16 protein-coding genes are annotated in these 24,413 nt (G+C 59.6%); 10 read left to right on the top strand and 6 right to left on the bottom strand.

The window, feature by feature from the left end; all coding sequences use genetic code 11:
- Positions 1-158 precede the first annotated feature (158 nt).
- The 7 genes from HNQ64_RS09320 to HNQ64_RS09350 all read left to right on the top strand — a co-directional run bounded on the left by HNQ64_RS09320 (position 159) and on the right by HNQ64_RS09350 (position 12,257).
- Complete coding sequence (locus HNQ64_RS09320) at positions 159-926, top strand: hypothetical protein (RefSeq protein ID WP_184207789.1); 768 nt, start codon at positions 159-161, stop codon at positions 924-926.
- Positions 923-2,902 carry a hybrid sensor histidine kinase/response regulator gene (locus HNQ64_RS09325; protein ID WP_184207791.1) on the top strand — a complete coding sequence of 660 codons (1,980 nt, stop codon included), beginning with the start codon at positions 923-925 and terminating at the stop codon, positions 2,900-2,902. The genes HNQ64_RS09320 and HNQ64_RS09325 overlap by 4 nt, the downstream gene beginning before the upstream one ends.
- Before the next feature lie 267 nt (positions 2,903-3,169).
- Complete coding sequence (locus HNQ64_RS09330) at positions 3,170-3,898, top strand: RNA polymerase sigma factor (RefSeq protein ID WP_184207793.1); 729 nt, start codon at positions 3,170-3,172, stop codon at positions 3,896-3,898.
- 13 nt (positions 3,899-3,911) lie between these two features.
- Positions 3,912-5,801 (top strand): bifunctional serine/threonine-protein kinase/formylglycine-generating enzyme family protein, encoded by a 1,890-nt coding sequence (locus HNQ64_RS09335; RefSeq protein WP_184207795.1) that lies wholly within the window; start codon positions 3,912-3,914, stop codon positions 5,799-5,801.
- Positions 5,802-5,916: 115 nt separating this feature from the next.
- The gene (locus HNQ64_RS09340; protein ID WP_184207797.1) at positions 5,917-6,996 is read left to right on the top strand and encodes a M42 family metallopeptidase; all 1,080 of its coding nucleotides are present in this window, start codon (positions 5,917-5,919) and stop codon (positions 6,994-6,996) included.
- A 180-nt stretch (positions 6,997-7,176) separates the two neighbouring features.
- The gene (locus HNQ64_RS09345; protein ID WP_184207798.1) at positions 7,177-11,733 is read left to right on the top strand and encodes a beta strand repeat-containing protein; all 4,557 of its coding nucleotides are present in this window, start codon (positions 7,177-7,179) and stop codon (positions 11,731-11,733) included.
- Positions 11,734-11,774: 41 nt separating this feature from the next.
- Positions 11,775-12,257, top strand: a complete 483-nt coding sequence (locus HNQ64_RS09350; protein WP_184207800.1) for a GNAT family N-acetyltransferase — start codon at positions 11,775-11,777, stop codon at positions 12,255-12,257.
- Positions 12,258-12,308: 51 nt separating this feature from the next.
- On the opposite strand, the gene HNQ64_RS09355 is transcribed toward HNQ64_RS09350, so the two are convergent.
- From HNQ64_RS09355 to HNQ64_RS09365, 3 genes are read right to left on the bottom strand one after another with little or no spacing between them, the layout of a single operon-like run.
- Complete coding sequence (locus HNQ64_RS09355; RefSeq protein ID WP_184207802.1) at positions 12,309-12,923, bottom strand: redox-sensing transcriptional repressor Rex; 615 nt, start codon at positions 12,921-12,923, stop codon at positions 12,309-12,311.
- Positions 12,924-12,956: 33 nt separating this feature from the next.
- The gene (rsmH, locus tag HNQ64_RS09360; RefSeq protein ID WP_184207804.1) at positions 12,957-14,033 is read right to left on the bottom strand and encodes a 16S rRNA (cytosine(1402)-N(4))-methyltransferase RsmH; all 1,077 of its coding nucleotides are present in this window, start codon (positions 14,031-14,033) and stop codon (positions 12,957-12,959) included.
- Entirely contained in the window at positions 14,023-14,367 is a 345-nt protein-coding gene (locus tag HNQ64_RS09365) for a nucleotide pyrophosphohydrolase (protein WP_184207806.1), read from the bottom strand. The genes rsmH and HNQ64_RS09365 overlap by 11 nt, the downstream gene beginning before the upstream one ends.
- An 80-nt stretch (positions 14,368-14,447) precedes the next feature.
- Here HNQ64_RS09365 and HNQ64_RS09370 point away from each other — a divergent pair, with 80 nt between their 5' ends.
- From HNQ64_RS09370 to ilvD, 3 genes are all read left to right on the top strand, one after another.
- Positions 14,448-15,098, top strand: coding sequence for a DUF6250 domain-containing protein (locus HNQ64_RS09370; protein WP_184207808.1), 651 nt, complete (start codon positions 14,448-14,450; stop codon positions 15,096-15,098).
- A 114-nt stretch (positions 15,099-15,212) separates the two neighbouring features.
- On the top strand, positions 15,213-15,881 hold the full coding sequence (locus HNQ64_RS09375) for a class I SAM-dependent methyltransferase (RefSeq protein WP_184207810.1): 669 nt from the start codon (positions 15,213-15,215) through the stop codon (positions 15,879-15,881).
- A gap of 63 nt (positions 15,882-15,944) precedes the next feature.
- Positions 15,945-17,684, top strand: coding sequence for a dihydroxy-acid dehydratase (gene ilvD / locus HNQ64_RS09380; protein ID WP_246431000.1), 1,740 nt, complete (start codon positions 15,945-15,947; stop codon positions 17,682-17,684).
- 72 nt (positions 17,685-17,756) lie between these two features.
- Here ilvD and HNQ64_RS09385 read toward each other — a convergent pair whose 3' ends face one another.
- The 3 genes from HNQ64_RS09385 to HNQ64_RS09395 all read right to left on the bottom strand — a co-directional run bounded on the left by HNQ64_RS09385 (position 17,757) and on the right by HNQ64_RS09395 (position 24,272).
- Entirely contained in the window at positions 17,757-18,656 is a 900-nt protein-coding gene (locus HNQ64_RS09385; RefSeq protein WP_184207812.1) for an N-formylglutamate amidohydrolase, read from the bottom strand.
- A 136-nt stretch (positions 18,657-18,792) separates the two neighbouring features.
- On the bottom strand, positions 18,793-22,314 hold the full coding sequence (locus HNQ64_RS09390) for a protein kinase domain-containing protein (RefSeq protein ID WP_184207814.1): 3,522 nt from the start codon (positions 22,312-22,314) through the stop codon (positions 18,793-18,795).
- Between the two features lie 167 nt (positions 22,315-22,481).
- Positions 22,482-24,272 (bottom strand): tetratricopeptide repeat protein, encoded by a 1,791-nt coding sequence (locus tag HNQ64_RS09395; RefSeq protein WP_184207816.1) that lies wholly within the window; start codon positions 24,270-24,272, stop codon positions 22,482-22,484.
- Positions 24,273-24,413 lie beyond the last annotated feature (141 nt).

A 24,413-nucleotide genomic window follows, 5' to 3' on the forward strand; every position in this document is an offset into this window, starting at 1 on the left:
TTAAAAAAAACCTCATTTCGCACGCTGCGTAGGGCACGCGGAAGGCCTTCGTGCAGGATGCGGCACCTCACGGGAAAGCGGATATTCAAAAAAACTTTACTTTTTTCTGGAATATTTATGGTTTTTATATAAATTTACATAACAGTTACAAATTCCATATGTCCTTCTCCTTTTCGTTTTTCTCTCAGCGTCACCAGGCCGCGCCGCGCCCTGAGGTGGTGGGAGAGGCTGTGGAGAAACAGGACGTGCCGATGAATGCCCCCGTAAATTGGGGCGCAACCGAGCAACCGCTGATTGCGGCAGCACCGGAGGAGATGCCCGCCGCACCTACCACGGGACTGGCCGCGCTGGCCGTGCAGCAGTGCAGTGGCCTGCTGGCACCCCCACCCCGCCGTATGCCTAGCTACATGACGCCTGGCCCAGCCATCGCGGCCAGTCTGGCGCTGGCTGCCCACACACCAGCCCCCCGGTCTGTTCCGGTGGAGGCCCCCCCGGCGCAGACGGCCCCGGCGGCGAATCACTTCAGCGCGGTCCAGAGTCTGCAAAGCCGCGACCTGGCGCAGATGCGGGTGGAACTGGATGCAGAGCTGAAGCAGATGCGGCAGGACCTCTTCGGCGCAGCCATGGGCGTCAGCACGCTGAAGGATCGGCTGGATGGTCTAGAATCATCCCTAGACAAAAAACCTTCAGCTCCCGAGCCAATCTCGGCTGGCGATATGGAAATTTTAGTCCAAAATTGGCTGGAGACACATCTTAATGCCCGGGTGGAGCAGGCCGTGAAAGCCAGCCTGGACCAGGCGGTGCAGCAAACCGTCAGCCAGCTCAGCAGTCACACTTTCTTCCGCCTCACGGCTCCCCTGCCGGGCTTCGATGCCGAAACTTTCCTTTCCCAGCCTCCGCAGATCCTCTCCGCCACCTTGACATGAACTCACTCCGACTCCGATTTCTACTCCCGCTAGTGCTCTTCGGCTTCTTACCGGCCATCGGCGCGGCACGTCTCATGGGCCACTCGCTGGAGTGGTTCTTTGGCATGGAAGGAGTGCTGCTGGGTGGGGGCGTTCTCCTGGCCGCCTATCTTTTGAGTGGCTGGGTGCTGAAACCCATCGTCGCTGTGATGAATGCCACCTCCTCCGTGCTGCGCGGGGTGCCCCCGACAAAGGAAGTGGCGCAGTGGCTGCCAGCAGATTTTTGGAAACTGCGCTGTGACATCAACATGCTGTTTGCCAAACACCGCCAGTCCCTGAACGCGGCGGAAACCCACGCCTGCCAGAGCGCCCAGCGCCTGCTGAATGCGGAGCGCCTGCTGAGGGAGGCCTTCACCGCGCTGCAAGGCATCTTTGCCGCGAGCGATGAGGGCGTGGCCGTGGTGGATGCCCAGGGGACGATCATCGCCTCTAACCAAAAGTTGGATGAATTTCTAGGCAGGCCTTTGGAAGAAGCCGGTAGCCGGGATGTGAATGCTCTGCTCAAAGCCATGGCGGGCCGTTTTGCGGAAGAGGAGAAGATGACCCAGTGGCTGAACCAGGGACTCCAGGACCCCGCGTTTCAAGATCAGGTAGAGGCCGACCTAGCGGGCAAAGACGGGCGCAACTTCAGCGTCCGCACGGCTCCCATGACGACCGATACGGGGGAGGTCATTGGCCGCCTGTGGATGGTGCGAGATTGCAGCCAGATGCGCGGCCTGCAGCGGCAATTGCGCGAATCCCAAAAGCTGGGCACCCTGGGCCAACTGGCAGGCGGCATCGCCCATGACTTTAACAACATGCTCACCGCCATCCGTGGCAACCTGACGCTGGCTGAGCTGCAACCTGCCTCCAACCAAACGGAGGTGCGGGCCAAGCTGCAATGTGCCAATCAGGCCACCCAGCGTGCGGCAGATCTGGTGAAAAGCCTCCTGGGCTACTCCCGCCGCAGTGCAGGCCAGAGCCTGCGCAAGGTGACGAACGTGAAGAAGCTGCTGGCCGAGGTGCAAACCCTGCTGAAGCACAGTGTGGACCCTCGGGTGGAGATCCGTGTGCGAGCTGGCATGGACGCCTCCTTTGTCGTGTCAGATGCGACCCAGCTAGAGCAGGTCATCCTGAACCTCTGTCTCAATGCCCGCGATGCGCTGCCAGAGGACCGTGGCATCATCGAGATCGGCATTGAAAATGTGACGCATCGTAATCCAGCAGGGGATCAAGCCCCGGCAGACTTTGCCATGATCGTGGTGCGGGACAATGGCCACGGCATCCCGGAAGAAGCGCGGGGAAGGGTGTTTGAGCCTTTTTACACCACCAAGTCAGATGGCAAGGGCACCGGCCTAGGCCTCAGCATGGCGCAGGACATCGTGCGTGAGCACGGCGGCTGGATCGAGTTTGACAGCATCGTCGGTCAGGGCACGGAGTTCCGCATCTTCCTGCCGCGCACGGCAGACCCTGAAAATGTGGAGGAAGAACCCCTGGTGGAAGCCCAGGTCAGCAACAGCCTGGCAGGCCAGCGCGGTAACATCCTGGTGGTGGATGATGAGGCACCCGTGCGCTCCATCGCAGTCAATATGCTGACCTTCCTGGGCTACCGCGTGCTGGAGGCCAGCGATGGCCAGCAGGCGCTGGACATCCTCTTCCGCAGCGGTGAGCGCGTGGACGTGATGCTGCTGGACATCTACATGCCGAAGCTGAGCGGACGAGATACTTTCAAACAACTGCGTGCTGCGGGCCATGATGTGCCCGTGGTGGTGTGCAGCGGTTTTGTCATTGATCCGGATGAATTCGTGGCCTTGGGCGAGGGGCGCAACCCACCCGTGGACATCATGCTGAAACCTTACTCTCTCGACGGGTTGAGCAAATCCATGGCCAAGGCCATCAAGAACGCCCCTTCGCCGGAGCAGTTCGCCCGAGAGCTGAATCCGGTGATGTCGGCGTAAGCCTCTCACCTCAAGACGAAGGCATCCGGGGACTCCCTCCTCGGGTGCCTTTTTTTGTGGGTGTGGGGTGCGCGGCGTCCTGCCGCAGTCGCTTCATCCTGAAGGTGGGGCTGCATTGGCGGACATCGGATGGGCCTCAGTCCTACAGAGTGGGGACATGACGGGACTTGCTAAAGGAGCGGTTTCGCGGCAAAGAAAAAATCCCATCCCTACGAATGAAGATTGCCGCGCAATCGTCGGAGTGGGATGATTGCTGCCCCTCCTCGCATGTCTTTGCGCCCTGCCTCCACCGTTCGCGCTTCGTTCCCGGTCACAGCCTGGACGCAGGTGGTGATGGCCCGTGAGGGCGATGATGCGGCCTCCAAGACCGCGCTGGAAGAGCTTTGCAAAGGCTACTGGCCAGCGATCTACACTTACCTGCGTGCCCTGGGGTGCGACCGCGAAGAGGCCCTGGATGAGACTCAGGAATTCATGACCCACTTCATTCAGGGCGGCGGCTTGCACAATGTCTCCCCGGAGCGTGGGCGGCTGCGCAGTTACCTGCGCCAGTCTTTGCGCAATCACCTCACCACCGTGCGCCGGGATGCAGCGCGGCAGAAGCGGGGCGGCGGGAAAACCTTTGTCTCCATGGATGATGTGGAGGTCTTTGACGTGCCTAGCCAGCCGGATGCGGCGGATCAGTGGTTTGACCGCCGCTGGGCCTGGGCGGTGGTGAAGCGGTCCATGGATCGCCTAGAGGCCCGCTACCTGAAGCGGAACCGCACGGCGGTGTTTGAGACTTTGAAAGAGGGCCTCATCTGCCCCGAGTTGCTCAAACCCTACGCGGAACTGGGCCAGACGCTGCAGATGACGGAGAACCAGGTGAAGCTGGAAGTCCACCGCGCGCGCCGCCGTTTTGCCGAAGAACTGCGCACAGAAGTGGCGGCTACCCTGGCCCCGGAATCTGATGCGGATGAAGAACTGCGCTACCTGATGAGTGTTCTGTGCTTTGAGTGACACGCGTTCCAGCTTGATCGCCTGCCCCCGCTGTGGGAAGGAGCTGGCCCCCAAGATGATGGTGGGCGGCATTTGCCCTGCCTGTGTGGCGCGCACCATGCAGAGAGATCTCTTTGCCAACATGGATGCGGAGATTGAGGAAAAAGAACCTTTGTCTCTGAATGTGCAGGGGTATGAGATCCAGGAACTCATCGGCGGCGGTGGCATGGGGGAAGTCTATCGCGCTGTCCTCACCGCCCGGGGAAAAGTGGTGGCCATGAAAGTGGTGTCTGGCAGGCTGACCCGCGACCCCGAAGTGACGGCTCGTTTTGAGGCGGAAGTGGCCGCGCTGGGGCAGCTCAGCCACCACCATGTGGTGCGCGTGCTGGACCATGGAGAAACGGCGAATGGCCGCCACTTTCTGGTCATGGAGTATGTGGACGGGTGTGACCTCCGCCGCCTGCTGCGCGCCCAGCGGCTGGAGCTGGAGCGCGCGCTGGACATCTTTTTAAAAGTCTGCGCCGGCGTCTCCCATGCCCACCAGCGTGGGCTGGTGCACCGGGACATCAAGCCGGCGAACATCCTCATTGGTGCCGATGGCACGGTCAAGGTGGCGGACTTTGGCCTGGCTAAAACCCTGGTGGAAAACTCCACCGCCTATGGCTTCACTCAGACGCGGGACACCTTCGGCACGCCCTACTACGTGGCGCCAGAGGTCACCCGCAGTGCTGGCACGGCGGATGTGCGGGCAGACATTTATGCGCTCGGTGTGCTGCTGTATGAGCTGCTTACCGGGTCCGTCCCCATGGGCCAGTTCACCCCTCTTTCTGAAAAGACCGGGCTGGATAAAAAGATAGACAGCATCGTGTGCCATGCCCTGGCGGATGATCCCCAGCGCCGCCTTTCCTCCGTGCAGGAAATGGCCAGTGCCGTGGAAAAGATTGCCACGCAGCATCGCCTAGGTCATGCCAAAAAAGCCCGCAGCCGCCGCGTGCTTGCCGTGGCGGCCGCCTTTCTAGTCCTGGGCCTGGGAGGGGCAGCCGGGGCCTGGATCCGGGATGGACGCCTCACCACCAGTCTGCGCTCCCGGGCAGAACCCCGCCAGGCCACCCGCACCCAGCCCTGGGAAAATAGCCTGGGCATGCGCTTTGTCCCCCTGCCGGGCAGCCAGCTTCTCTTTGCCCAGCATGAAACCCGCGTGCGGGACTTCACCGCCTACATCCGCACCCGCCAGGCCGCCTTGCCTGGCTGGCGTGCGGAGCTGCCCGACTCCCCGGCCAGCTCAGATGACGGCCCCAGCAACTGGGCTCGGCCCGGCTTTCCGCAAACGCCAGACCACCCCGTGTGCGGCATCAGCCAGATCGAAGCGCGCTTTTTCTGCAACTGGCTCACCACGCAGGAACTGGCCGCTGGCTGGCTAAAGGAAAACCAGGCCTACCGCCTGCCCACGGATACCGAATGGAGCCAAGCCGCCCTCTTAACTCAGGACCCAGGCCCCGATGCACCCGCCACGGTCCCCGCGCCCACCACGCTCCTGCCCGTGGGCAACTTTGCTGGCCCGGAGGCCCGCCAATACCCGCTCTGGCCCGCCCGCCTGCCTACCGACGCGCCTGAGGACCCTTACGCCTGCACCGCCCCCGTGGGCCGCTTTCCGGCCAATGCCCTCGGCCTCCAGGACCTCTCTGGCAACGTGGCCGAATGGACCGAAACCAGGCTGACCCCTCGCCCCGGCCGCCCGGCAAATCTTTACTGCCTGCGCGGCGGCTCCTGGGCCACCGGGAGTCTGGTGAAAATGCAGCCTGAAAATAGGCAAGCCACCCGCCGCTCCCGCGCCCAGCCGGACTTTGGCTTTCGCTTGGTGCTGGACCTGGATGTGAAACCCCAACCCCCAGCGGCCCTGGATCCCCTGACGGTGGAGGAGTGAGATGAGGCGGAAGGACTGCGGTGAAGTAACGTCAGGGCATCTTTACTTCCAACTCTCGGAGCTGAGTTGACGTTTCCTGCACCGTCATCTTTCTTTCCATCTCCCTCCACACACCATGACCGCCGCCTCCAAGACCTTTCTTTTTGATCTCCTTTCCACGCCTAGCCCCACAGGCTTTGAAGTACGTGGCCAGCGTAAGTGGGCGGGGTATGTGGGTAAGTTTGCCGACCGGGTGGAGAGCGATGCTTATGGCACCGCCTGGGCCACACTGGATGGCAAGGGCAAGAAGCCGAAGAAGATCATGTTTGAAGCTCATGCAGATGAGATCGGTTACATGGTGAAGTACATCTCGAAGGAAGGCTTCATCAGCGTGGATCGTGTGGGCGGGAGTGATGTGGCCACAGCCCGCGGACGCCGCGTGGACATCTTGGGAGACAAAGGCACGGTGCGCGGCATCATTGGCAACATCGCCATTCACATCCGTGAAGATCGTGACAATGAAAAAGCGCCGAAGGTGCATGAGCTGTGGATTGACATCGGCGCACGCAGCGCGGGCGAGGTCAGCGATGCCGGCATCCGCGTAGGCCACCCGGCGGTGTATTCAGACACGGTGGAGGAGATCGGCGCGCATCGCCTGGTCGGCCGCGCTTTGGACAACCGCATCGGCGGATTCATCATTGCGGAGGTCATCGCGCACCTCAGTCAGCGCAAGACTCGTCTGCCCGCTTCCGTGATGGCGGTGAATGCCGTGCAGGAAGAGATCGGCGGCAATGGGGCAAAGATGGCCGCGCATCGCCTGATGCCGGATGTGGCCATCGTGCTGGATGTGACGCATGCCACAGACACTCCGAATGTGGATGTGAAAAAGCATGGCGAAGTGACCTTGGGCGGTGGCCCCAGCTTAACTCATGGCAGTGCCAATCATCCCGAGGTGGTAAAGCGGCTGATGGCTGTGGCCGAAGAAAAAAAGATGCTCATCCAGCATGAGTCTTCCTCCCGCTTTACGGGCACGGATACGGATGTCATTTTCACCCAGCAGCACGGCATCCCCAGTGCCCTCGTTTCCCTGCCACTGCGCTACATGCATAGCGTGGTGGAGATGGCAGACCTGCGGGATGTGGAGCAGGTGATTGAGCTTCTGGTGGGATTTGCCGAAAGCGTCACGGACAAAGATGCCTTCCGCGTGGAGCTCTAGGGCTGGGCACATGCTCGGGGGATGGAAACCTATCCGTTTGTGCCCACTTCGGGCCGCATGGCGTGTCTTGGCACACGCCAAGCTGAGTGAGTTTACACCCCCCCGAAACTGAAGCCCAAAACAGGCACCTCATGGTGCAGGAAGTCCACGGCCCGGCGCGGGCGGCGACTCTCCTGCACCATGAATGCTTCATCTCCTCTGCCCCTGTTTTTTGGCCTGCTGATGTTAGCCAGCAGCCCGCTGCCTGCCCAGCTCACCTGGGATGCCGATGCCGTAACAAACGGCGTGCAAAACGGTAACGGCAACTGGAACCTGACCAATACGAATTGGTGGAATGGCAGCGGCCCTGTCATGTGGGATAACACGGGCAGCACCATCGCCACCTTTGGCACCAGCGCGACGAAGACCGGCGGCACCGTGACCGTGGAGGGCACCGTGAAGGTGGGCGGCATGGTCTTCAATCCCTTCAGCACCTCCACCCTGCAGGACCTGCCAGTCACCAGCGCCTACACCATCGGTGGCGGCACAATTCAGTTTGCCAACAACGCCATTATCGAGGCCGCGAACAACTCCTCCAGCGGCAGCTCAGGCGTGCTGTTTATCAATCTCAATTCCGTGATGGTGGGCAATGGCCTCACGCTCCAGCGCAAGGATGAAGCGCGCATCAATGCCTTCCAATACATCCGCTTTTCCACGGCCAACCCGAACCTCACCGGTGTGCTGAATGTGAACAGCCGTTCTTCCATCAATGGCATCTTCCTGCTGCTGGCAGGCAGCAATACGGTGAGCGGCATGGAGCGCATCGTGGTACAGTCCGGCAGCGTTTTGGCCGCAGGAGGTACGGGCAATATCTACAACATGCCCATGACCATCGCAGGGAACGGGCAGGGGAATGGCGCCATCCGGGTGGACAGCAGCAACATGCAGTTCAATGGCCAGATCACCCTCAGTGAGGAGGCGGGCATCTTCACCAATCGCAGCATCCTGAACACCGTGATCAATGCAGCCATCACCGATGGCGGCGGCAACTTTGGCTTTCAGCGTTTTTCCACCTCGACGGATAGCGTGGTCACGCTGAATGGCACCAGCACCTACGGCGGTGCCACCATCATCGGCCGCAGTGGAGCCACGGCGGCTGGCATCACGGTTCTGAATTTCGCCGCTCCTTCAGCACCGCAGGCAGACATGCTTTACAGCGGGCTGGCCACTCCTGGCAGCCTCAGCCTCATCGGTGGCAGCACGGCCCCCAGCGTCTTCATACTTCAGGGCAAAGACTTCACCGATAACACCCAGCGATTTGGCGATCTCGCCGTGTCCGTGGCCCGATCAAACCTGGTTCTGACTCCAGGTTTCGGTGGCAGCATGAAGATCAGTATAGGCAATGTGGTGCGCACCAGTCCCGGCTCGCTCACGCTCACCACCAGTCAGCCGGATGGGGTCAGCACGACCATGGGCGATGGTTTTTTAGGCCCTTGGTCGGCTCTGGTGAATACCTCCGGTCACGGCGCGTGGATGCAGGCCTCTGGCGGCAAGTTGACGTCGTTTATGGGCAGTTCAAATTACGCCACCGCAGGCCTGCTTTCCAGTTCAGGGGCCACGGCGGATGTGGCGATTCACGCGGACTCCACGGGCAACGTTTTGGGTGGCACGGGCACCTATCAGATCAATACCCTGTCCATGAACGATGCCACCTCCTCCCGCACCGTGGACATCGGCACGGGCAATGTGCTGCGCCTAGGCACCACCGGTGGCATCCAGCTCACCCGTGATGCGATGAGCCTGGACGTGGGTGTGGTGGGCAGCCTGGGCGCTTTGAGAGCTGGCACGGGCACTGGCCAACTTTGGCTGACCAACCTTTCCAAAAGCGGCACCCTCACGGTGAATTCCGTCATCGAAAACAATGGGGCCAGTGTGCTGTCTCTGTATTTCAATGGCACGGGCAAGACGGTGCTGACCGGGGCGAATACCTTCACGGGGGCCACCCAGATCGGCAGTGGCGTGGTGGAAATCTCCCACGCCAGCGCCCTGGGTACCATTCTGGGCAACACCACCGTCCTGGCCGATGCCACATTGAGACTCGCGGGTGGCATCAGTGTGGATGAGTCCATCGTCCTCAATGGGCTGGGTTTCAATGGCACGGGCGCGCTGGTCAATACCCGTGGCAACAATGAAGTCACCCGTGCAGTAACCGTCAATCAACCCACACGCATCAACAGTGAATCTGGCACGCTGGTTTTCAGAGCGGTCAATGGCACCACGGAGGCCATCACGGCGGCAGGCTCTGGAGTCACCACCACCTTTGGCGGCAGTGGTGACATCACCATTCAGGGGCGGCTCAATCCAGGCACCAATGTCGTCTTCAAAGACGGCGGCGGCACCCTGACCTTTGCAGGCACGCAGGTCTTTACTGGGGCCATCACACCCACAGCAGGCACCGTGCATCTGGACTTTTCCACCGCTACCTCCCCCACCACCAATATCCTCTACAATGGTGTCGCCGCAGCGGCTTTAAGCCTAACCAATAGCACGCTCAAGCTCACCGGCAAAGCTGGCGCGGTGAATGCGCAGACGCACGGCAACCTCACCACCACCGGTTACGCCAATATCCAGCTCAACCCCAATGGCGCGACCAGTCTCACGGCCACCTTTGGCACCCTAACGCGCAGCTTTGCCAGCCTGCTCGGTCTGGACATTCCATCCGGCGGTAGCGTGCTCACCACCACAGGCAGTAACAACACGCTCCTCACCAACAACGGGCGCGCTTTTGCCTTCATCCGCGACAGTGTGAATGGCGACGAATGGGCCGCCACGGGTGTGCTGGCCGGCGGCACACGGCCTATTGTGACGCTCTCCTCCATCAGTGGATACACGGCCTCCACCGCCTCCACACTCAGTGGCAATGCTGACATCACCGCCGGCATCCCCACCACCACCCTAACGGCCAATGCCACGGCAGACAGCCTGCGTTTTGCCCAGCCGCAGGCCACACTCATCACCGATGGCGATGCCACCACCACCCTCACCACGGGGGCCATCCTCATCTCTAGCACCGTGGGGGCGAACACGACTCGCATTGAAACCAACATCCTGCGACCCAGCCCTGCCATCGCTGCCATCAGCCCTGAGCTGAACATCATTCAAAACAATACCCAAGCTCCCCTGGTCATCACCTCCGCCATCAGCAACAGCCTGAACACCGCCGCAGCCGTGGTGCCCACCTTTGTCACGAAAACCGGGCCTGGATGGCTCATCCTCAGTGGTGTGAATACCTTCACCGGCAGCCTGCGAGTGTATGAAGGCGCGGTGCAGCTCAGCGGTGGGGATTTATCCAGCTCGAGCGAGCTGCTTATCGGCACCGGAGCCCGCAGCGCTCGCGTCATCCTTGGCAGTGGCAGCACAGCTTCCACCCTCGGCTCTGTGGATTACGTACAGGCCGTCGGCACGGGCACGGATAACCGCATCGTCGGCGGAGCCACGGCTCTCTCTCGACTGACTTTGACAGGATCCGTCACCATCCCCAGCGATTTCCGCACCGGCTATCTGGGCGGACCCGGGGTGAATGAGAATAACCTAGAGTTGCGCATGGCCGCCATCAATGGCCTCATCATGCTGGGCGCAGAGAATACCTACGCGGGCCGCACCATCATCTCAAGGGGCATCCTCCAGGTGGAAAAGCTGGCCAACATTGGCGAGGTCAGCTCCCTCGGCACGGGCGATGCCAATGGCACCGCAGGCATCATCACCCTCTCGGATGCCACCACCAGCGGCACGGATTCCCCTGCCGTGTCCATCATCCGCTACGTGGGCCGCAGCGATTCCGTGACGAACCGCCCCATCACCATCACGAACAGTGACTTTGCCACAGACATCTCTTCCACCGTGGCCGTGCTGGAAAACATCGGCACAGGCACCGTCAAATTCACTGCCCCGTTCACCGTCGGCGGCACAAACACTTCAGACCGCGTGCTGCGCCTCAGCGGCACGAACACGGGCCTGAATGAAGTGGTGAGCATCCCAGACACCAGCGCCACCATCATCACCCGCCTGGAGAAAGAAGGCCGCGGCACCTGGGCGCTAACGGGAAACAGCACCTACACTGGCGACACCACCGTGACGCAGGGCACCCTCCTAGCTAACAATCCCCTCACGGGCTCCGCCACTGGCCTGGGCAATGTGCGGGTGAGTGCCGGAGCGACGCTGGGCGGCACGGGCCGCATCGCCCCGGCAGCGGACAATGCCATCCTTGTCCAAGGCGGCGTTTTGAATCCCGGCCTGCCCGGCATCTCCATCGCAGCCGGGCGGCTCACACTCGTCACGTCAGGCACTGGCGCATTGACCTTGGAAAACAGCGCCAACCTGGTCCTAGATCTCTTTTCAGGAGCCGGGCAGGGCGATCAAACGGGCCAGGCTGCTGCCGCAGATCAACTGGCCATTGCCGGTCAGGCCAGCTTCGGCATCGGCAGCACCTTGCGCGTGCTGAATCCTAACCAAATGAGTGCCTGGGCCGCGAATGACCAGTGGCGGCTGTTTGACTGGACAGGCCTCAGCGCACCTGTCACGGGCGGCTTCACTACCTATGACCTGCCCAGCCTGCCTGAGGGCCTGCTGTGGAATGTGGATGAACTTTTCAGCACCGGCATCCTCTCCATCGTCCTCGTTCCGGAGCCTGGGCGCCTCAGCCTCGTGGCCCTGGCTGGCTTTGGCCTGGCCCTGCGGCGTCGGCGTCGGCGTCGCTGAGGGGCTTGCATTCGGCGGTCAAAGGAAGTCCCTTTCTGCCCATGCCACCAGATTTCACCCTCCGCCCCGCGACCCAAGCCGACTGCGAAGCCGTGCGCACTCTGGTCTTCAGCGTGCTGGCAGACTATGACCTGCGAGTGGACCCCAAAACGACCGATGCCGATCTCTTTGATCTGGAAGGCCATTACGCCCAGCGTGGCGGCTGCTTTGATGTGGTGACCGATGCCGCTGGTCAAATCATCGGCAGTGTGGGCCTGCAACCGCAAGGGGAGGGCCTCTGCGAATTGCGGAAAATGTACCTTCACCCCCAGTATCGAGGACTGGGCATCGGCAAAGCCCTGCTGCAACACGCCCTCACCCGTGCCACTGCGCTCGGGTTCACCGAAGTGCGCTTGGAGACCGCAGCGGTGCTGAAAGAGGCCGTCCGCATGTATGAAAAAGCTGGATTTGAACGCTATGAACCCGAACACTGCGCCGCCCGCTGCGATGCTGCCTATCGGCTACGTTTACCTTCCGACGTTTGAGCTCGATCACAGGCTTGTTGGCCGACGTGCCGAACCTCGACTGCCTCCAGCCTAACGAATGAAGTAACTCAAATTCTCCAACTCCACAGCCAGGTCCACACTGTTTACCACGACGTGTTCCGGCACATCCAAAACGGAAGGTGAGAAATTCAGCACGGCCTGGATGCCCGCGTCCACCATCTGATTGGTCACAATCTGGGCCGCGCTGGCGGGTACGGCCAGGATGGCCATCTTGACCTGATTCTGCCGGATAAAGTCCGTCATCTCGGTGATGGCCAGGATGGGAATGGCGAGGTCCGGCTGGCGCTTGGGGTTGACATCGAAGGCGGCGACGACTTCAAATCCTTCTTTACGGAAGCCACCGTAACGCAGCAGGGCAGAGCCTAAATTCCCCACGCCTACCAGGATTACCGGTTGCAGGCGATTGTGGCCGAGCACCTCGGAGATCGTGGCGCTGAGGACTTCCACATTGTAGCCTAGACCCCGCGTGCCGAACTGCCCGAAGTAAGCCAAGTCTTTGCGCAGTTGCGTCGGTTTCACGCCAGCCGCTTTGGCCAGCGCTTCCGAAGAGACAGTATCCACATCATTTTCGCGCAGCTTGCTTAAGCATCGCTGATAGATGGAGAGGCGATAAATAGATTTGCGGGGGATGTCTATTCTAGGCACTCGTGAAAATTCACGTTTCAGTGATTTTGTCAATCACTCTGCGCGGATCGCCCAGCGCAGTTTAGCCGGGGCGGAGCGTGGGTTTTGGTGCTGCTCACTCGGGGTCGCACGGATGACTTCACGGGCAGCGGTGCTGTATTGCCCCAGATGCAGCCCCTCTTGAAAGGCTTTTTTGACCCGCCGATCCTCGCCTGAATGGAAGGTGAGGATGGCCACCCGCCCTCCAGGTTTGAGGGAGGCGGGTAGGGCACGCAGCAGGCTATCCAGCACGGTAAATTCCTCATTCACAGCGATGCGGATGGCCTGGAAGACACGGCGCACGGTGGCATCCGCATCTTCGGCAGAAACGGTGCGCGGCAGTGCCTGACGGATGCTTTCAGCTAGGGCTTTAGTGCGGGTGAGCGGTGCCTGCCGCCCGGCTTTGCACAGGTGCTGGGCGATGAGCGCCGCGCGGGGCTCATCGGCATTTTCCTCCAGCAGGAGGGTGAGATTTTCAGGCGTCATCTCGGCCAGCCAAGCCGAGGCCGGTTTACCCCGCTGCGGGTTCAGGCGCATGTCCAGGGGGCCGTCATGTTTGAAGGTAAAACCGCGCGCCGGGTTATCAATCTGCATGGAGGACAGACCTAAATCGGCAAAGATGGCATCAGCTCCCTCTGCCCAACCTTGGTCGGCCAGGGCCTTCACCAGTCCGGCAAAGTTGCAGCGGCGGGCCGTGAAGCTGTCTTCCCCCATGCCATCCGTGCGCAAACGCGCGAGGGTGCGCTCCAGCTCGATGGGGTCCGCATCCAGGGACATCAGGTGCCCACCGGGTTGCAGCCGCTCCCACATCGCGCGGGTGTGCCCGCCATAACCTAGAGTGCAGTCCACCGCGCGCTGCCCCGCTTGCAGTTGCAGGCACTCCAGCACCTCTGTCACCATGATGGGGACATGCTGGCCAGCAGGGGTTTTGCCCGCAGCCAGGACCTTCGCGACTTCGTCCGGGTACTTATCGGCATTCAGCTCCTTGTACTTGTCCTCAAACCGACGCGGGTTTTTACCGCTGTAGCGTGGTCGGCGTTTGTGGACGGCAGGGGTGGGATCGGGCCCGGAGGGGGTGGCCTCAGAGTTCATTGTATTTCAGGTTGTTGCCCCGGGCTTTATCGGCCGGGTAGCGCAGTTCATTGCGCTCCAGTTTCGCCTGCATAGCCTCGGCCAGCGGGATGTTTAAATTGTGCGCCAGCTCAAAAAGCAGGATGCCCACGTCGGCGATTTCATCGGTGATCTCGGCTCGTTTTTCAGTGATGACCTGCTGAGTCTGGGCCTGGGTTTTCCAGACAAAGTGCTGCATCAGTTCCCCAGCCTCAGCGGCGATGGCCACGGCCATGTCTTTGGGATTGTGAAACTGCTGCCAGTCACGGGCATCGCGAAAGGCGCAGATGCGTTCAGTCAGGGCTTCGATGGTCATGCAGGCATCAAACACCGCATCCGGCCCGGCGTCCACGCAGAAGCATCGCCAAAAGCACAGCCAGGCGTTAGGATCATCACATGCTATTTCGTCTCTGCCTTTTCAGTCTGCTCTTGGCCGGGTGTGGCCCTGCCGTCAAACCTACGCCGCAGGCTCCGCGTACGTGGTCCTTGTTGGCAGGAGCCGCCGCCGCACAATGGCAGCAGGCGGGCATCCCGGACGAGGGGAAAATCCAGGTGGCGAATGGCGAACTCACCCTCGCCGCCGGGCAGCCCATGACCGGGGCCAAGTGGGTGGGCTGGACCCCCGACCTGCCGCAGACAAACTACGCCCTCACCTATGAAGCTCTGCGCGTGGAGGGAGGCGACATCTTTGGCATGGCTACCTTTCCCGTCGGCAGTCACCAGTCGCACGCCACCTTTGTCATCGGTGGCTGGGGTGGCACCGTCACCGGCATCTCCAGCATTGACTTCCAGGATGCCAATGAGAACCAAACACGGGCGGAGCAGCGTTTTGAAAACAACCGCTGGTACAAGGTGCGGATCGAGGTCCGCCCGGAAGATCTGCGTGCCTGGGTGGATGACCGCATCGTGGTGAATGCCAGCATCAAAGGCCGCCAAGTGACCCTGCGTTCCGGCTTCATTGACCACTGCCTGCCGTTCGGCTTTGCCACTTGGAATACCAAGGCCCGTGTGCGGGCGGTGCATGTGGAGGCTTTGCGGGGCGATTAAGCGGAATGCAATAAAATCGTAAGTTTTATAAATCGTATTTGCAGGTGTCTTGATTGTTTGGCATGTGCTGGCTAAGTTGAATAAGGTTTTTTTAAGAACCACTTTGTTCTCATCATGAGCCTAAATCTCTACCAAATCTTCGCCCCCTTGATGCGGCGATTTCGAGGCCAACGGTTTGCGATTTTTAAACAGCACCTCTCGCCTCTGCGCACGGACCAGCTTCTGGATGTGGGAGGTTACCCGGGTTTTTGGACTCAGCATGAGCCGACGGTCGGCAGCATTGACACTTTGAATGTTCATGAAGTGCCTTGGGAGCAGGGCAGTCATCCCAACTACCAAATCCGCACTCTTTTGGGCGATGGCCGGGCGCTGACCGCACCGGATCAGTCGTACCAAATCCTCTTTTCCAACAGCGTCATTGAGCACGTGGGGACTTGGGAGGACCAGCAGGCCTTCGCGCGGGAAGCTCGGAGGGTGGGAAAGGATCTGTGGGTTCAAACACCTGCCTATGAATGCCCCATCGAGCCGCATTACGTCGGCTTGTACATTCACCACCTGCCTAAAAAATGGCAGATGGTGCTGGTCAGGTGGGTGACTCTCTGGGGTTGGGTGCATCGGCCCACTCGTGAGCAGGTAGCTTATGAGGTGAATAGCATCCGGCTGCTGACACGGCGTGAAATGGACCTGCTGTTTCCGGATTGTGAAATCCTCACGGAGCGGCTTCTGGGCCTCATTCCGAAATCCTACATCGCCATCCGCAAGCAGCGCCCGCAGGCGGCGTGAGTTCTTGCACGGGCAGGATTGGCGCATGTTCCCTGCTTGCAAGCCGCCGCGGCTGCTGGCAAGATGCGCGCCCACCCCATCATGGCCAAGAAAGCAGCATCCAAGAAACCCGAATCCCTCCATCGTAAACACAGCGCCATCGTCGTGGACGGTGTCGAGCGTGCGCCCAGCCGCGCCATGCTGCATGCGGTTGGCTTTAAGCGGGAAGACTTCCAGAAATCCCAGATCGGCATCGCCAGTACCTGGAGCATGGTCACCCCGTGTAACATGCACATTGACCGCCTGGCCAAAGAAACGGCTAAGGGCGTGGATGCTGCTGGTGGCAAAAGCCTGATCTTCAACACCATCACCATCTCCGATGGCATCTCGATGGGCACCGAAGGCATGAAATACTCGTTGGTTAGCCGCGAAGTCATCGCGGACTCCATTGAGACTGTCGTCGGTTGCGAAGGCATGGACGGTTTTGTCGCTATCGGTGGTTGTGACAAAAACATGCCCGGCTGCGTGATGGCCATGGCGCGTCTGAACCGCCCCAGCGTCTTCGTTTACGGCGGCACCATCCTGCCCGGCTGCGTGGGGCATGAGAAGAAGGATGCGGACATCGTCACCGTCTTTGAAGCCGTGGGCAAACACGCTAACTGCCAGATTACCGATGCCGACCTCATTGACATCGAAGAGCACAGCATCCCTGGCGAAGGCTCCTGCGGCGGCATGTACACCGCCAACACCATGGCCAGCGCCATTGAGGCCCTGGGCATGTCCTTGCCAAACTCCGGTGCCCAATCCGCCGTCGGCGACGACAAGCTCATCGATTGCTTCGACGCCGGCGCTGCGGTGATGAACATGATCAAGCTGGGCATCACGCCCCGCGACATCATGACGAAGGAGGCCTTTGAAAACGCCATCACGCTCATCATCACCCTGGGCGGCTCCACGAATGCCGTGCTGCACCTCATCGCCATGGCGCACAGCGCGGGTGTGAAGCTGACCATCGAAGACTTCGTCCGCATCGGCAAAAAGACCCCGGTGCTGGCCGACCTGAAGCCAAGTGGCAAATACTTCATGAACGATCTGGTGAAGATCGGCGGTACCGTGCCGCTCATGCGTATCCTGGTGGAAGAAGGCCTGATGCATGGTGACTGCCTCACCGTCACGGGCCGTACGATGAAAGAAAACGTGCGTAAATCCAAGATCGTCTATCCGAAGAGCCAGCAGATCGTCCGCCCGCTGAGCGACCCGATCAAGAAAGACAGCCACCTCGTCATCTTCAAAGGTAACCTCTGCCCTGAAGGGGCCGTGGGCAAGATCAGCGGCAAGGAAGGCCTCACCTTCACCGGCAAGGCCATCGTCTTTGAATCCGAAGAGAAAGCCCTGGATGCCATCTTGAATGACAAAGTGAAAAAAGGCCACGTCATCGTCATCCGCATGGAAGGGCCTAAGGGCGGCCCCGGCATGCGCGAGATGCTCAGCCCCACCTCCGCCATCATGGGCAAGGGCCTGGGCAAAGATGTGGCCCTCATCACGGACGGTCGTTTCAGCGGTGGCAGCCACGGTTTTGTGGTCGGCCACGTTACCCCGGAAGCCTTCGTCGGTGGCCCGATTGCCGTCATCAAAAATGGCGACGCCATCACTATTGATGCTGAAAAGCGTGCCATCACTCTCGGCATCCCTGCCAAGGAACTGGCCGCCCGTCTCAAGGCCTGGAAGCAGCCGAAGCCCCGCTACACCCGTGGCGTGCTGGCCAAGTATGCCGCCCTCACCACCAGCGCCAGCGAAGGCGCGGTGACGGATAAGCAATTCTAGTTAGGTGGGCCTGCGTGGCTCTTAGCTGATGATCCCGGCCTGCTCACGCGGGCCGGGATTTTTTTTTGAGTCTTAAGGCCTCGCAGGTTGGCTTGATTTATCTGGCACCAGAGTCATCTGAAAATGAATCTTGAAGTAGTCACCGAGGGCGGTGGCCAGGGCTTTGGCAAAGCGGCGCTGGTTTTCAGACGTATCGCGAACGCCATTCCAGGGGCACTCCACCTGGATGGCGCTGATGCTGCCTCCATCCCGAGAGCCATGTGCAGCCACATCATAGGAACCGCTAAAATAGACAGCTTTGCCGGGTGAGGGTTTGCCGGGGCTGGGGATGGAGCGGAAGCCTTGGGCCTCCAGCAGGGCCCCGAGACTTTGAGGACCGCGGATGAGGGCGGAAAAAGATTGGGGGGAGCGTTGATCCAACTCTTTCACACTGGTGAGGCGAAGGTACTTGGGGTCTCGATCCAGTGCTTCATCCGAGGTGTTGAGTTGGCTGCCGGAGATGAGGTAACCAAGTTCCACCCGTGGTTCTTCATGACGATGGCCGTGGAGGTCGATCGTGAGGCCCGCACCGAAGCTGCGGGTGACCTGCTGTTCCACACCTTCGGCAGCCTCGTGAAATCTCTTCCAGGTGGCCGTGGCCACGGGATCTCCTTGAGCGGCCTCATTCAGTTCACGATTGCAGTCCAATTTGGACCGATGCAGGCGACAGATGACGAGATGAGGGGCTCCCCCGTAAAGCTTCCGCAGTTCCTCGGAGATCATCACGCTCAGCTCGGCCGTGTTGCTATCTTTGGCGGTCACGCCATAACGGCGGGCGAGGATATTGGCAGGTTTGAGATCTCCCCCGTGAGGCACGGTGATGAGAATGGGCAGGCTGCCGGGGCGGGCATCCACGTACTTTAAAACGTCCTCCGCTTGAAGGCTCAGGATCGAGGCGGTGAGGGTAAGAAGGAGTAGGCTTTTCCCAAACATGCGTGCAGCCTATGTCAGAGGGAAAGAATCTGTCCAGTCTGGAAGAGATGTCGGTGTGCATAGCTGCGTTGAGTAACGCCGCCGTCAGATGAATTTTATGTGCTCCAGTAGGTAGAACAAACTCTAAAGTCCCCATTCATTCAGGAGCGGATGAAAGAGTCTTTCTCGCCCATGGTTCAAAGCCCCCCTGATCATCCTCTTCGAGCAGTTTTTCCTTCAATTTCAGCCAATCATTTCGCCTGTCATTCGCTGTATCTGGATGGTCGAAGTTCAAGCCCGCCAGTGCTTCTATGAAATCAGGGAACCATGAGGGAGCAGTCATCCTGGGCTGTGAGATGGACCACAGCGCCCCGTAGTTCATATTGCTGGCCAGAAACACTTGGGTGCCATCTGCATTCATCATGGAGCGATGGCTCTCGCTATCCATACCTAATCCACCAGAAACGGGTTCCTGGTAGTGGATGGTGAGTGGCTGTGCCCGTTCGATGTCCCAAAATCTAAAGCCACTATGGTCACGTATAAGCAAGGCCCGCCCATCCTGAGTAAAGTGGACCGTTTCACACGTGGAGCCCTGCTCCATCCAGAGAGAGGCTGGCAGGCTCGTTTCAGCATGCCAAAGCCGCGCCGTACCATCACGGCTAGCTGTGGCGATGAGCTGCCCATCCGGGCTAAATTCCACATGCGAAAGCCAGGCCGGGTGCTGCATGGGTGTGCCTATGCTCTGGCCTGTTTCTACGCTCCAGAGCCGTGCCGTGCGGTCATAAGAGGCGGTGGCCACGGATCGCGCATCTGGACTCCACCCAGAGGCGATGATCGTGTGGTCATGTCCTCTGAAAGTCTGTATCTTTTTACCTGAACGTAAGTCCCAGACGTGGGCGAGTTTATCTGTGGAACCTGAAAGCAATAGCTCCTTCCCACCTGGGGCTAAGCGCAGGGTTTTAACTTCACCTGGGTGCTCCAGTTCCTGAATGACCTTTCCCGTGGCGGTGTCATAGATGCGGATATGGCCATCGTTATGTCCTGCGATAAGGCGCGTGCCGTCGTCGGTGATGATCGCTGGGCGTATCTTTCCGGGTTGTTGGTTAGGCGGCCAGAGTTCCTTCCCGGTCGCGAGTGTCCAGCCATGGATCCAGCCATTCGCCGTCAGTGCATAGCACTTGCTCATGTCTGGGGAAAAATAGGTGGCGTAAACATCCCCATTGGCTTTCTGATCTAGTAAAATCTTTTCGGTCTTCAGATCATAGATGTAGCAACGATCTCCCGGGTTCAGTGCGAGACACCCTAACTGCCCATCCTTGCTCATGCGACTGAAATGAAAGTCTCGTTGTCCCTGGACGCCATGCTGAACTGCCTGTTTCCTTCGTGTCCCTTGCCAGACACTGAGGGTTTCACGAAAGGTATTCTTGGCCCGGTTATGGACTAAAATGGTCTGCCCCTGATGAGAGGGGTGAATGTCTGCTTCTTGAAAAATTTGCCCGATTTTAAAGGGCTCAATCAAGGTCTCTCCCGTCACAGCATCACTCACACACAGCGCATCATCGTAGCCGTAGCTATAAACATATTTGCCCCGGATATCCGTGACGATGTTGCGTACATTGTAGTGGTGTTTGGTGGCTGCGCGCAGGGGCAGGCCCGACTTCGAATCATAGAGCAAAAGCTCATTTCCAGCCCCTCCCATGGTGAGGCGACTCCCATCCCCGCAGAGCGCTACCTGCCTGATCGAGGAGAGTGGGCTGGCGATCACATTGATTTCAGCTCCTTTGGCCACTTCCCAGATTCTCACGCTGTAAGAGCCATCCACCACGGCCAGGGTGTTTCCATCTGCAGAGAGTGTGGCCTGGTGCAGCACCTCATGCGCACGAAAGCTCCAGCGTAGTTTGAGAGTACTGGCATCCCACACGCTGACTTGGGTCTTGTTCCAGCCTATCAAGTAGGATCCCTCGGCGGAGATCAGCATCCCTTCCACCGCCTCGTCTAATTTCAGACTTCGCGCGGCACCGGATAAATCGTCCATGGACCAGACCTCAATCTTCGATTCGGACACTGCTGCCAGCAGATGACCATTTGCAGAAAATAGCACTTTCTTCACAGGCTCCACAGCCCCGCGTGGCAAGGTCACCCACTCTTTGTCTAGCCCGGGTAAAATGAAGACTTCGTTTCTCTGCGTCGCCAAGGCCAGCGGCACAAAAGTACCCGTGGCCATCTCAGTCACGGGACTGTTTACCGGGATGTTTCGTGTTTCCTTTCCACTTTCTGCCTCCCAGATACGCACCTTTGCATCACTGCCTGCCGTGATGATGAATTGACCATCAGCAGACAATCTAGCCGTAGCGGTCGAGGCTACCGGAGGGGTGATGTTAGGCCCCGCAGGGACTGCCAGGGAGGTCTGGTCCACGATGGACATGGCATACATTGCCGCTTGCCAGTGGTTGGGTTTTTGCCGGATCAGCTTCGCTAGATAAGTAAGCGCTTGAGAGGAATTTCCTTCCTTCTGCCATTGCTCGATCTCTTGCCAGCGAACACGCTCTAGAGCTGCGGCCTGCATTCGGTTCGCCCGCTCGGTGGCCAGCCATTGCATGATGATGCCGGTCATGCCGAACAAAACCGAAATGGCACACAGCACCAGCAATGCGGCAGAGCGTGGCTTTCTCAATGCCCAATACCACATCGTGTGGGCCCAGGTCCTGGGCGCTGCGGAGACAGGCTCTCCACGGGCGAAGCGGTCCAGATCCTCCGCCAAAGCCATGGCCGTCGAATACCGATCTTTCGGCCGCTTTTCCAGGCTCTTCATGCAGATCACACGCAGGTCTCTGGGCACGGTCGTTATCGTGCGCGGAGCGTCTTGAGACACCTTGCGCAGGATCTCCAGGGCAGACCCACCTTCGAAGGGCGGGTGCCCTGAAAGCATCTCATACAATAAGGCCCCTATCCCATAAACATCCGTCGCTGTGGTGATGATGCCCGCCTTTTGATCCACCTGCTCTGGGGCCATGTAGCTAGGGCTGCCCACGATGGCCGTGTAGGTCATCGCAGGTTCAGTCAGGTCCAATAACTTGGCCAAACCAAAGTCTGTCACCAGCGGCTCACCCCTCGGGTCCCACAGCACGTTGGAGGGCTTGATATCACAGTGCAGTACCCCACGCTCATGGGCATGGGCCACCGCCCGCGCAATTTTGGCCACGACGGCGGCAATCGCACGCGGATTTTCACGCTGAGTCGCTGCCCAATCTGCCACCGTTCGCCCGCCTGGGACATAACGCATGGTGAAGTAGTTTTGCATCTCATGTTCACCGATCTCGTAAACGGGCACGATGTTGGGGTGGTGCAGATTGGCCGCAGCTTGAGCTTCGGTCTGAAACATCCTCAGCGCCTTCCTCCCCGCCAGCTCTCCCGCTAGGATCATCTTCAGCGCCACCTCTCGTTCCAGACTCCTTTGCCGGGCCCGATAGACCACACCCATGCCTCCACGGGCGATTTCCTCGATCACCTCGTAATCGCCAAAACCATGCCAGCGAAGCTTCTCAAAGAAAGGATCCGCCTCTGAAGAATCCACCTCCAAAGCCAGACGCAGCAAACACTGGGCGCACCTTTCACCCACTGCCATCGGTGCACCGCAGGTGGTGCAGGTCATGTCTGCAGCAGGATTGGGATCAGGCAAGGTTTCCGGCATTCAATTATCAATGAGAGGATCCATCAAAAAGGCTAAAACTGAAATGAGAACTTCAAAGTCGGCAGCAGGTGCATGAGCCACCCTAAGGATGCATCACCCTTCCACCTCCCCGTCATTACATAATCACTGACATTCCCTATAAAATCAGCCCAGCATCAGCTCCCTGGGAGCTGGAGGAATCGTCCCATCTCCTCGGCCACTTTTGTCACTACCGCCTCCCAGTCCCCACTCTGAGGCTGGCGGAAGAGGCGCATCACCCCAGGATACCAGGGGGAATCATCTCGCTCTAGCAGCCAACGCATGTCCGGCACGTGAGGCAGTAAAAGCCAGGTCGGCTTTCCCAAAGCACCTGCCAAATGAGCGACGGAGGTATCCACACAAACGATGAGATCCATCGCCATCACCAAGCCCGCAGTTTCTGCAAAGTCCTCCAACTCCCTTTCCCAGACCCGAATCGGTAGTTGCCTCACCGCCGTCTGGTCCACCTCGCGTAGGTGCTTTTGCAGACAGTGAAACTCTGCCTCCTGGGTCAAGAGCCCTGCCATGGCCAGGCATGTCATGCTGCGCTGGGCATCGTTGGAGTGATCAAGACTCCCTGACCAAGCAAGGCCGATCCGGGGGCGCTGCTTTTGACCCAGTCGCGCTACCCATCCCTCTAAATAGCGTTGAGCTACCCGGACGTAGGGTAGACGCGAGGGGATCAACTCCAGTGGCAATCGAAAGGCCCCTGGAAGGTTCATCATCGGGCACTGGAAATCACATGCTGGCAGCTCCTGCCCAGTGCCGATCACCTGAACGCATGGGAAACTCTCCTGCAATAATCCTACCAGCCCCGTCTGCACCTCCAGGCTCACCTGCGCCCCGCGCTCTACCAGCAAAGAGACGTAGCGGCAAAAATTCAATGTATCTCCGTATCCTCCATCCAGGTGGATCAGGATGGACTTCCCCTCCAGATCCTCTTCGCCTAACCACAAAGGCGCAGTAAAACACCGCATGACCTTGCCGTAGTGGGCAGAGCGCCACCGCCACTCAAACATGGGCCACCCACGCTCATAGTCTCCCTTGAGGATGCGCATCTCTGCTTCATTCCACCAAGCCTCTGCATAATCGGGCCGCACTTGCACGGCGTTTTCACAACTTTGGATGGCCTCCTCCAGCCGCAGCAACTCCCGTAGAGAGAGGCTACGATCATAATGAGCCTCCGCATAGTTAGGCCGGAGCTGGAGCGCTGCATCATAACTTTCCACGGCCTCCCTAAATCGCCGCAGCCGATGCTGGCTATGCCCCCGAAACACAAAAGCTTGAGCATCGTGAGGGCAGAGCTCAATCACCTTATTTTGACAAACAATGGCTTCCTCAAAACGCCCCAGATCATTCAACACACTGCCCTTATTTTTCCAAGCCTGGGCATACTCAGGTTTGATGAAGATGGCCCGCTCCTGGCTCAGCAAGGCTTCCTCCAGGCAATGTTTATCACGCAGGGTGATGCCCCGGTTGCAGTGTGCCTCCGCATAGTCGGGTCTCAGTCGCAGGGCAGCATCGTAGCCTGCCAGCGCCTCATCATACCGCGTCAAAAGCCGCAGCACATTGGCTCGGTTCGCCTGCGCTTCTGCATAATCGGGCTTGAGCTTGATCACCCGGTTGTAGAGATCCATCGCCTCCAGAAAATCTCCCCCTTGGGCGTAGGCGGCCCCCAGCCATTGCAGCGCCACCACGTTATCCGGTTCCGCAGTTAAAATCTTTTGGTACTCAGCCCGGGCCTCACCCACTCGTCCCTGACGGTGGGCTAAAATCGCTGCCTCCAGTGTCATGCCTGCCTTCATTTCCACAGCCTTTTCACCATCCAACGCCATGACCAGCCGCCGACCAATAAGACCCATCCTTGCAGGGATGGCAGAACCCAAAAGGCCGCCATCACCCACAGGAAGGCTAGGCTTTCCAGCCACGTCCGCAGGGCTAAGATTCCACCTCGCTGCGTCGCCCGGATAGCTTGAGCGATGTGAAAACCCAAGCTCACGCTTAAAGCAATCATGATGCCCTGGCGCCAAAGCTCAAGCGTCTCTGGCAGCAGCCACCAGGCGAGTAGG

Origin of the sequence: Prosthecobacter dejongeii (assembly GCF_014203045.1) — a bacterium.
In the GTDB taxonomy this organism is placed as follows: domain Bacteria; phylum Verrucomicrobiota; class Verrucomicrobiia; order Verrucomicrobiales; family Verrucomicrobiaceae; genus Prosthecobacter; species Prosthecobacter dejongeii.

Bases quoted from the DNA above. Each gene is read 5' to 3' on its own strand.
- HNQ64_RS09320 (WP_184207789.1), top strand. From the start codon at position 159: ATGTCCTTCTCCTTTTCGTTTTTCTCTCAGCGTCACCAGGCCGCGCCG.
- HNQ64_RS09370 (WP_184207808.1), top strand. From the start codon at position 14,448: ATGCTATTTCGTCTCTGCCTTTTCAGTCTGCTCTTGGCCGGGTGTGGC.
- HNQ64_RS09345 (WP_184207798.1), top strand. From the start codon at position 7,177: ATGAATGCTTCATCTCCTCTGCCCCTGTTTTTTGGCCTGCTGATGTTA.
- HNQ64_RS09325 (WP_184207791.1), top strand. From the start codon at position 923: ATGAACTCACTCCGACTCCGATTTCTACTCCCGCTAGTGCTCTTCGGC.
- rsmH (WP_184207804.1), bottom strand. From the start codon at position 14,033: ATGAACTCTGAGGCCACCCCCTCCGGGCCCGATCCCACCCCTGCCGTC.
- HNQ64_RS09375 (WP_184207810.1), top strand. From the start codon at position 15,213: ATGAGCCTAAATCTCTACCAAATCTTCGCCCCCTTGATGCGGCGATTT.
- HNQ64_RS09350 (WP_184207800.1), top strand. From the start codon at position 11,775: ATGCCACCAGATTTCACCCTCCGCCCCGCGACCCAAGCCGACTGCGAA.
- HNQ64_RS09330 (WP_184207793.1), top strand. From the start codon at position 3,170: ATGTCTTTGCGCCCTGCCTCCACCGTTCGCGCTTCGTTCCCGGTCACA.
- ilvD (WP_246431000.1), top strand. From the start codon at position 15,945: ATGCGCGCCCACCCCATCATGGCCAAGAAAGCAGCATCCAAGAAACCC.
- HNQ64_RS09365 (WP_184207806.1), bottom strand. From the start codon at position 14,367: ATGACCATCGAAGCCCTGACTGAACGCATCTGCGCCTTTCGCGATGCC.
- HNQ64_RS09385 (WP_184207812.1), bottom strand. From the start codon at position 18,656: ATGTTTGGGAAAAGCCTACTCCTTCTTACCCTCACCGCCTCGATCCTG.
- HNQ64_RS09340 (WP_184207797.1), top strand. From the start codon at position 5,917: ATGACCGCCGCCTCCAAGACCTTTCTTTTTGATCTCCTTTCCACGCCT.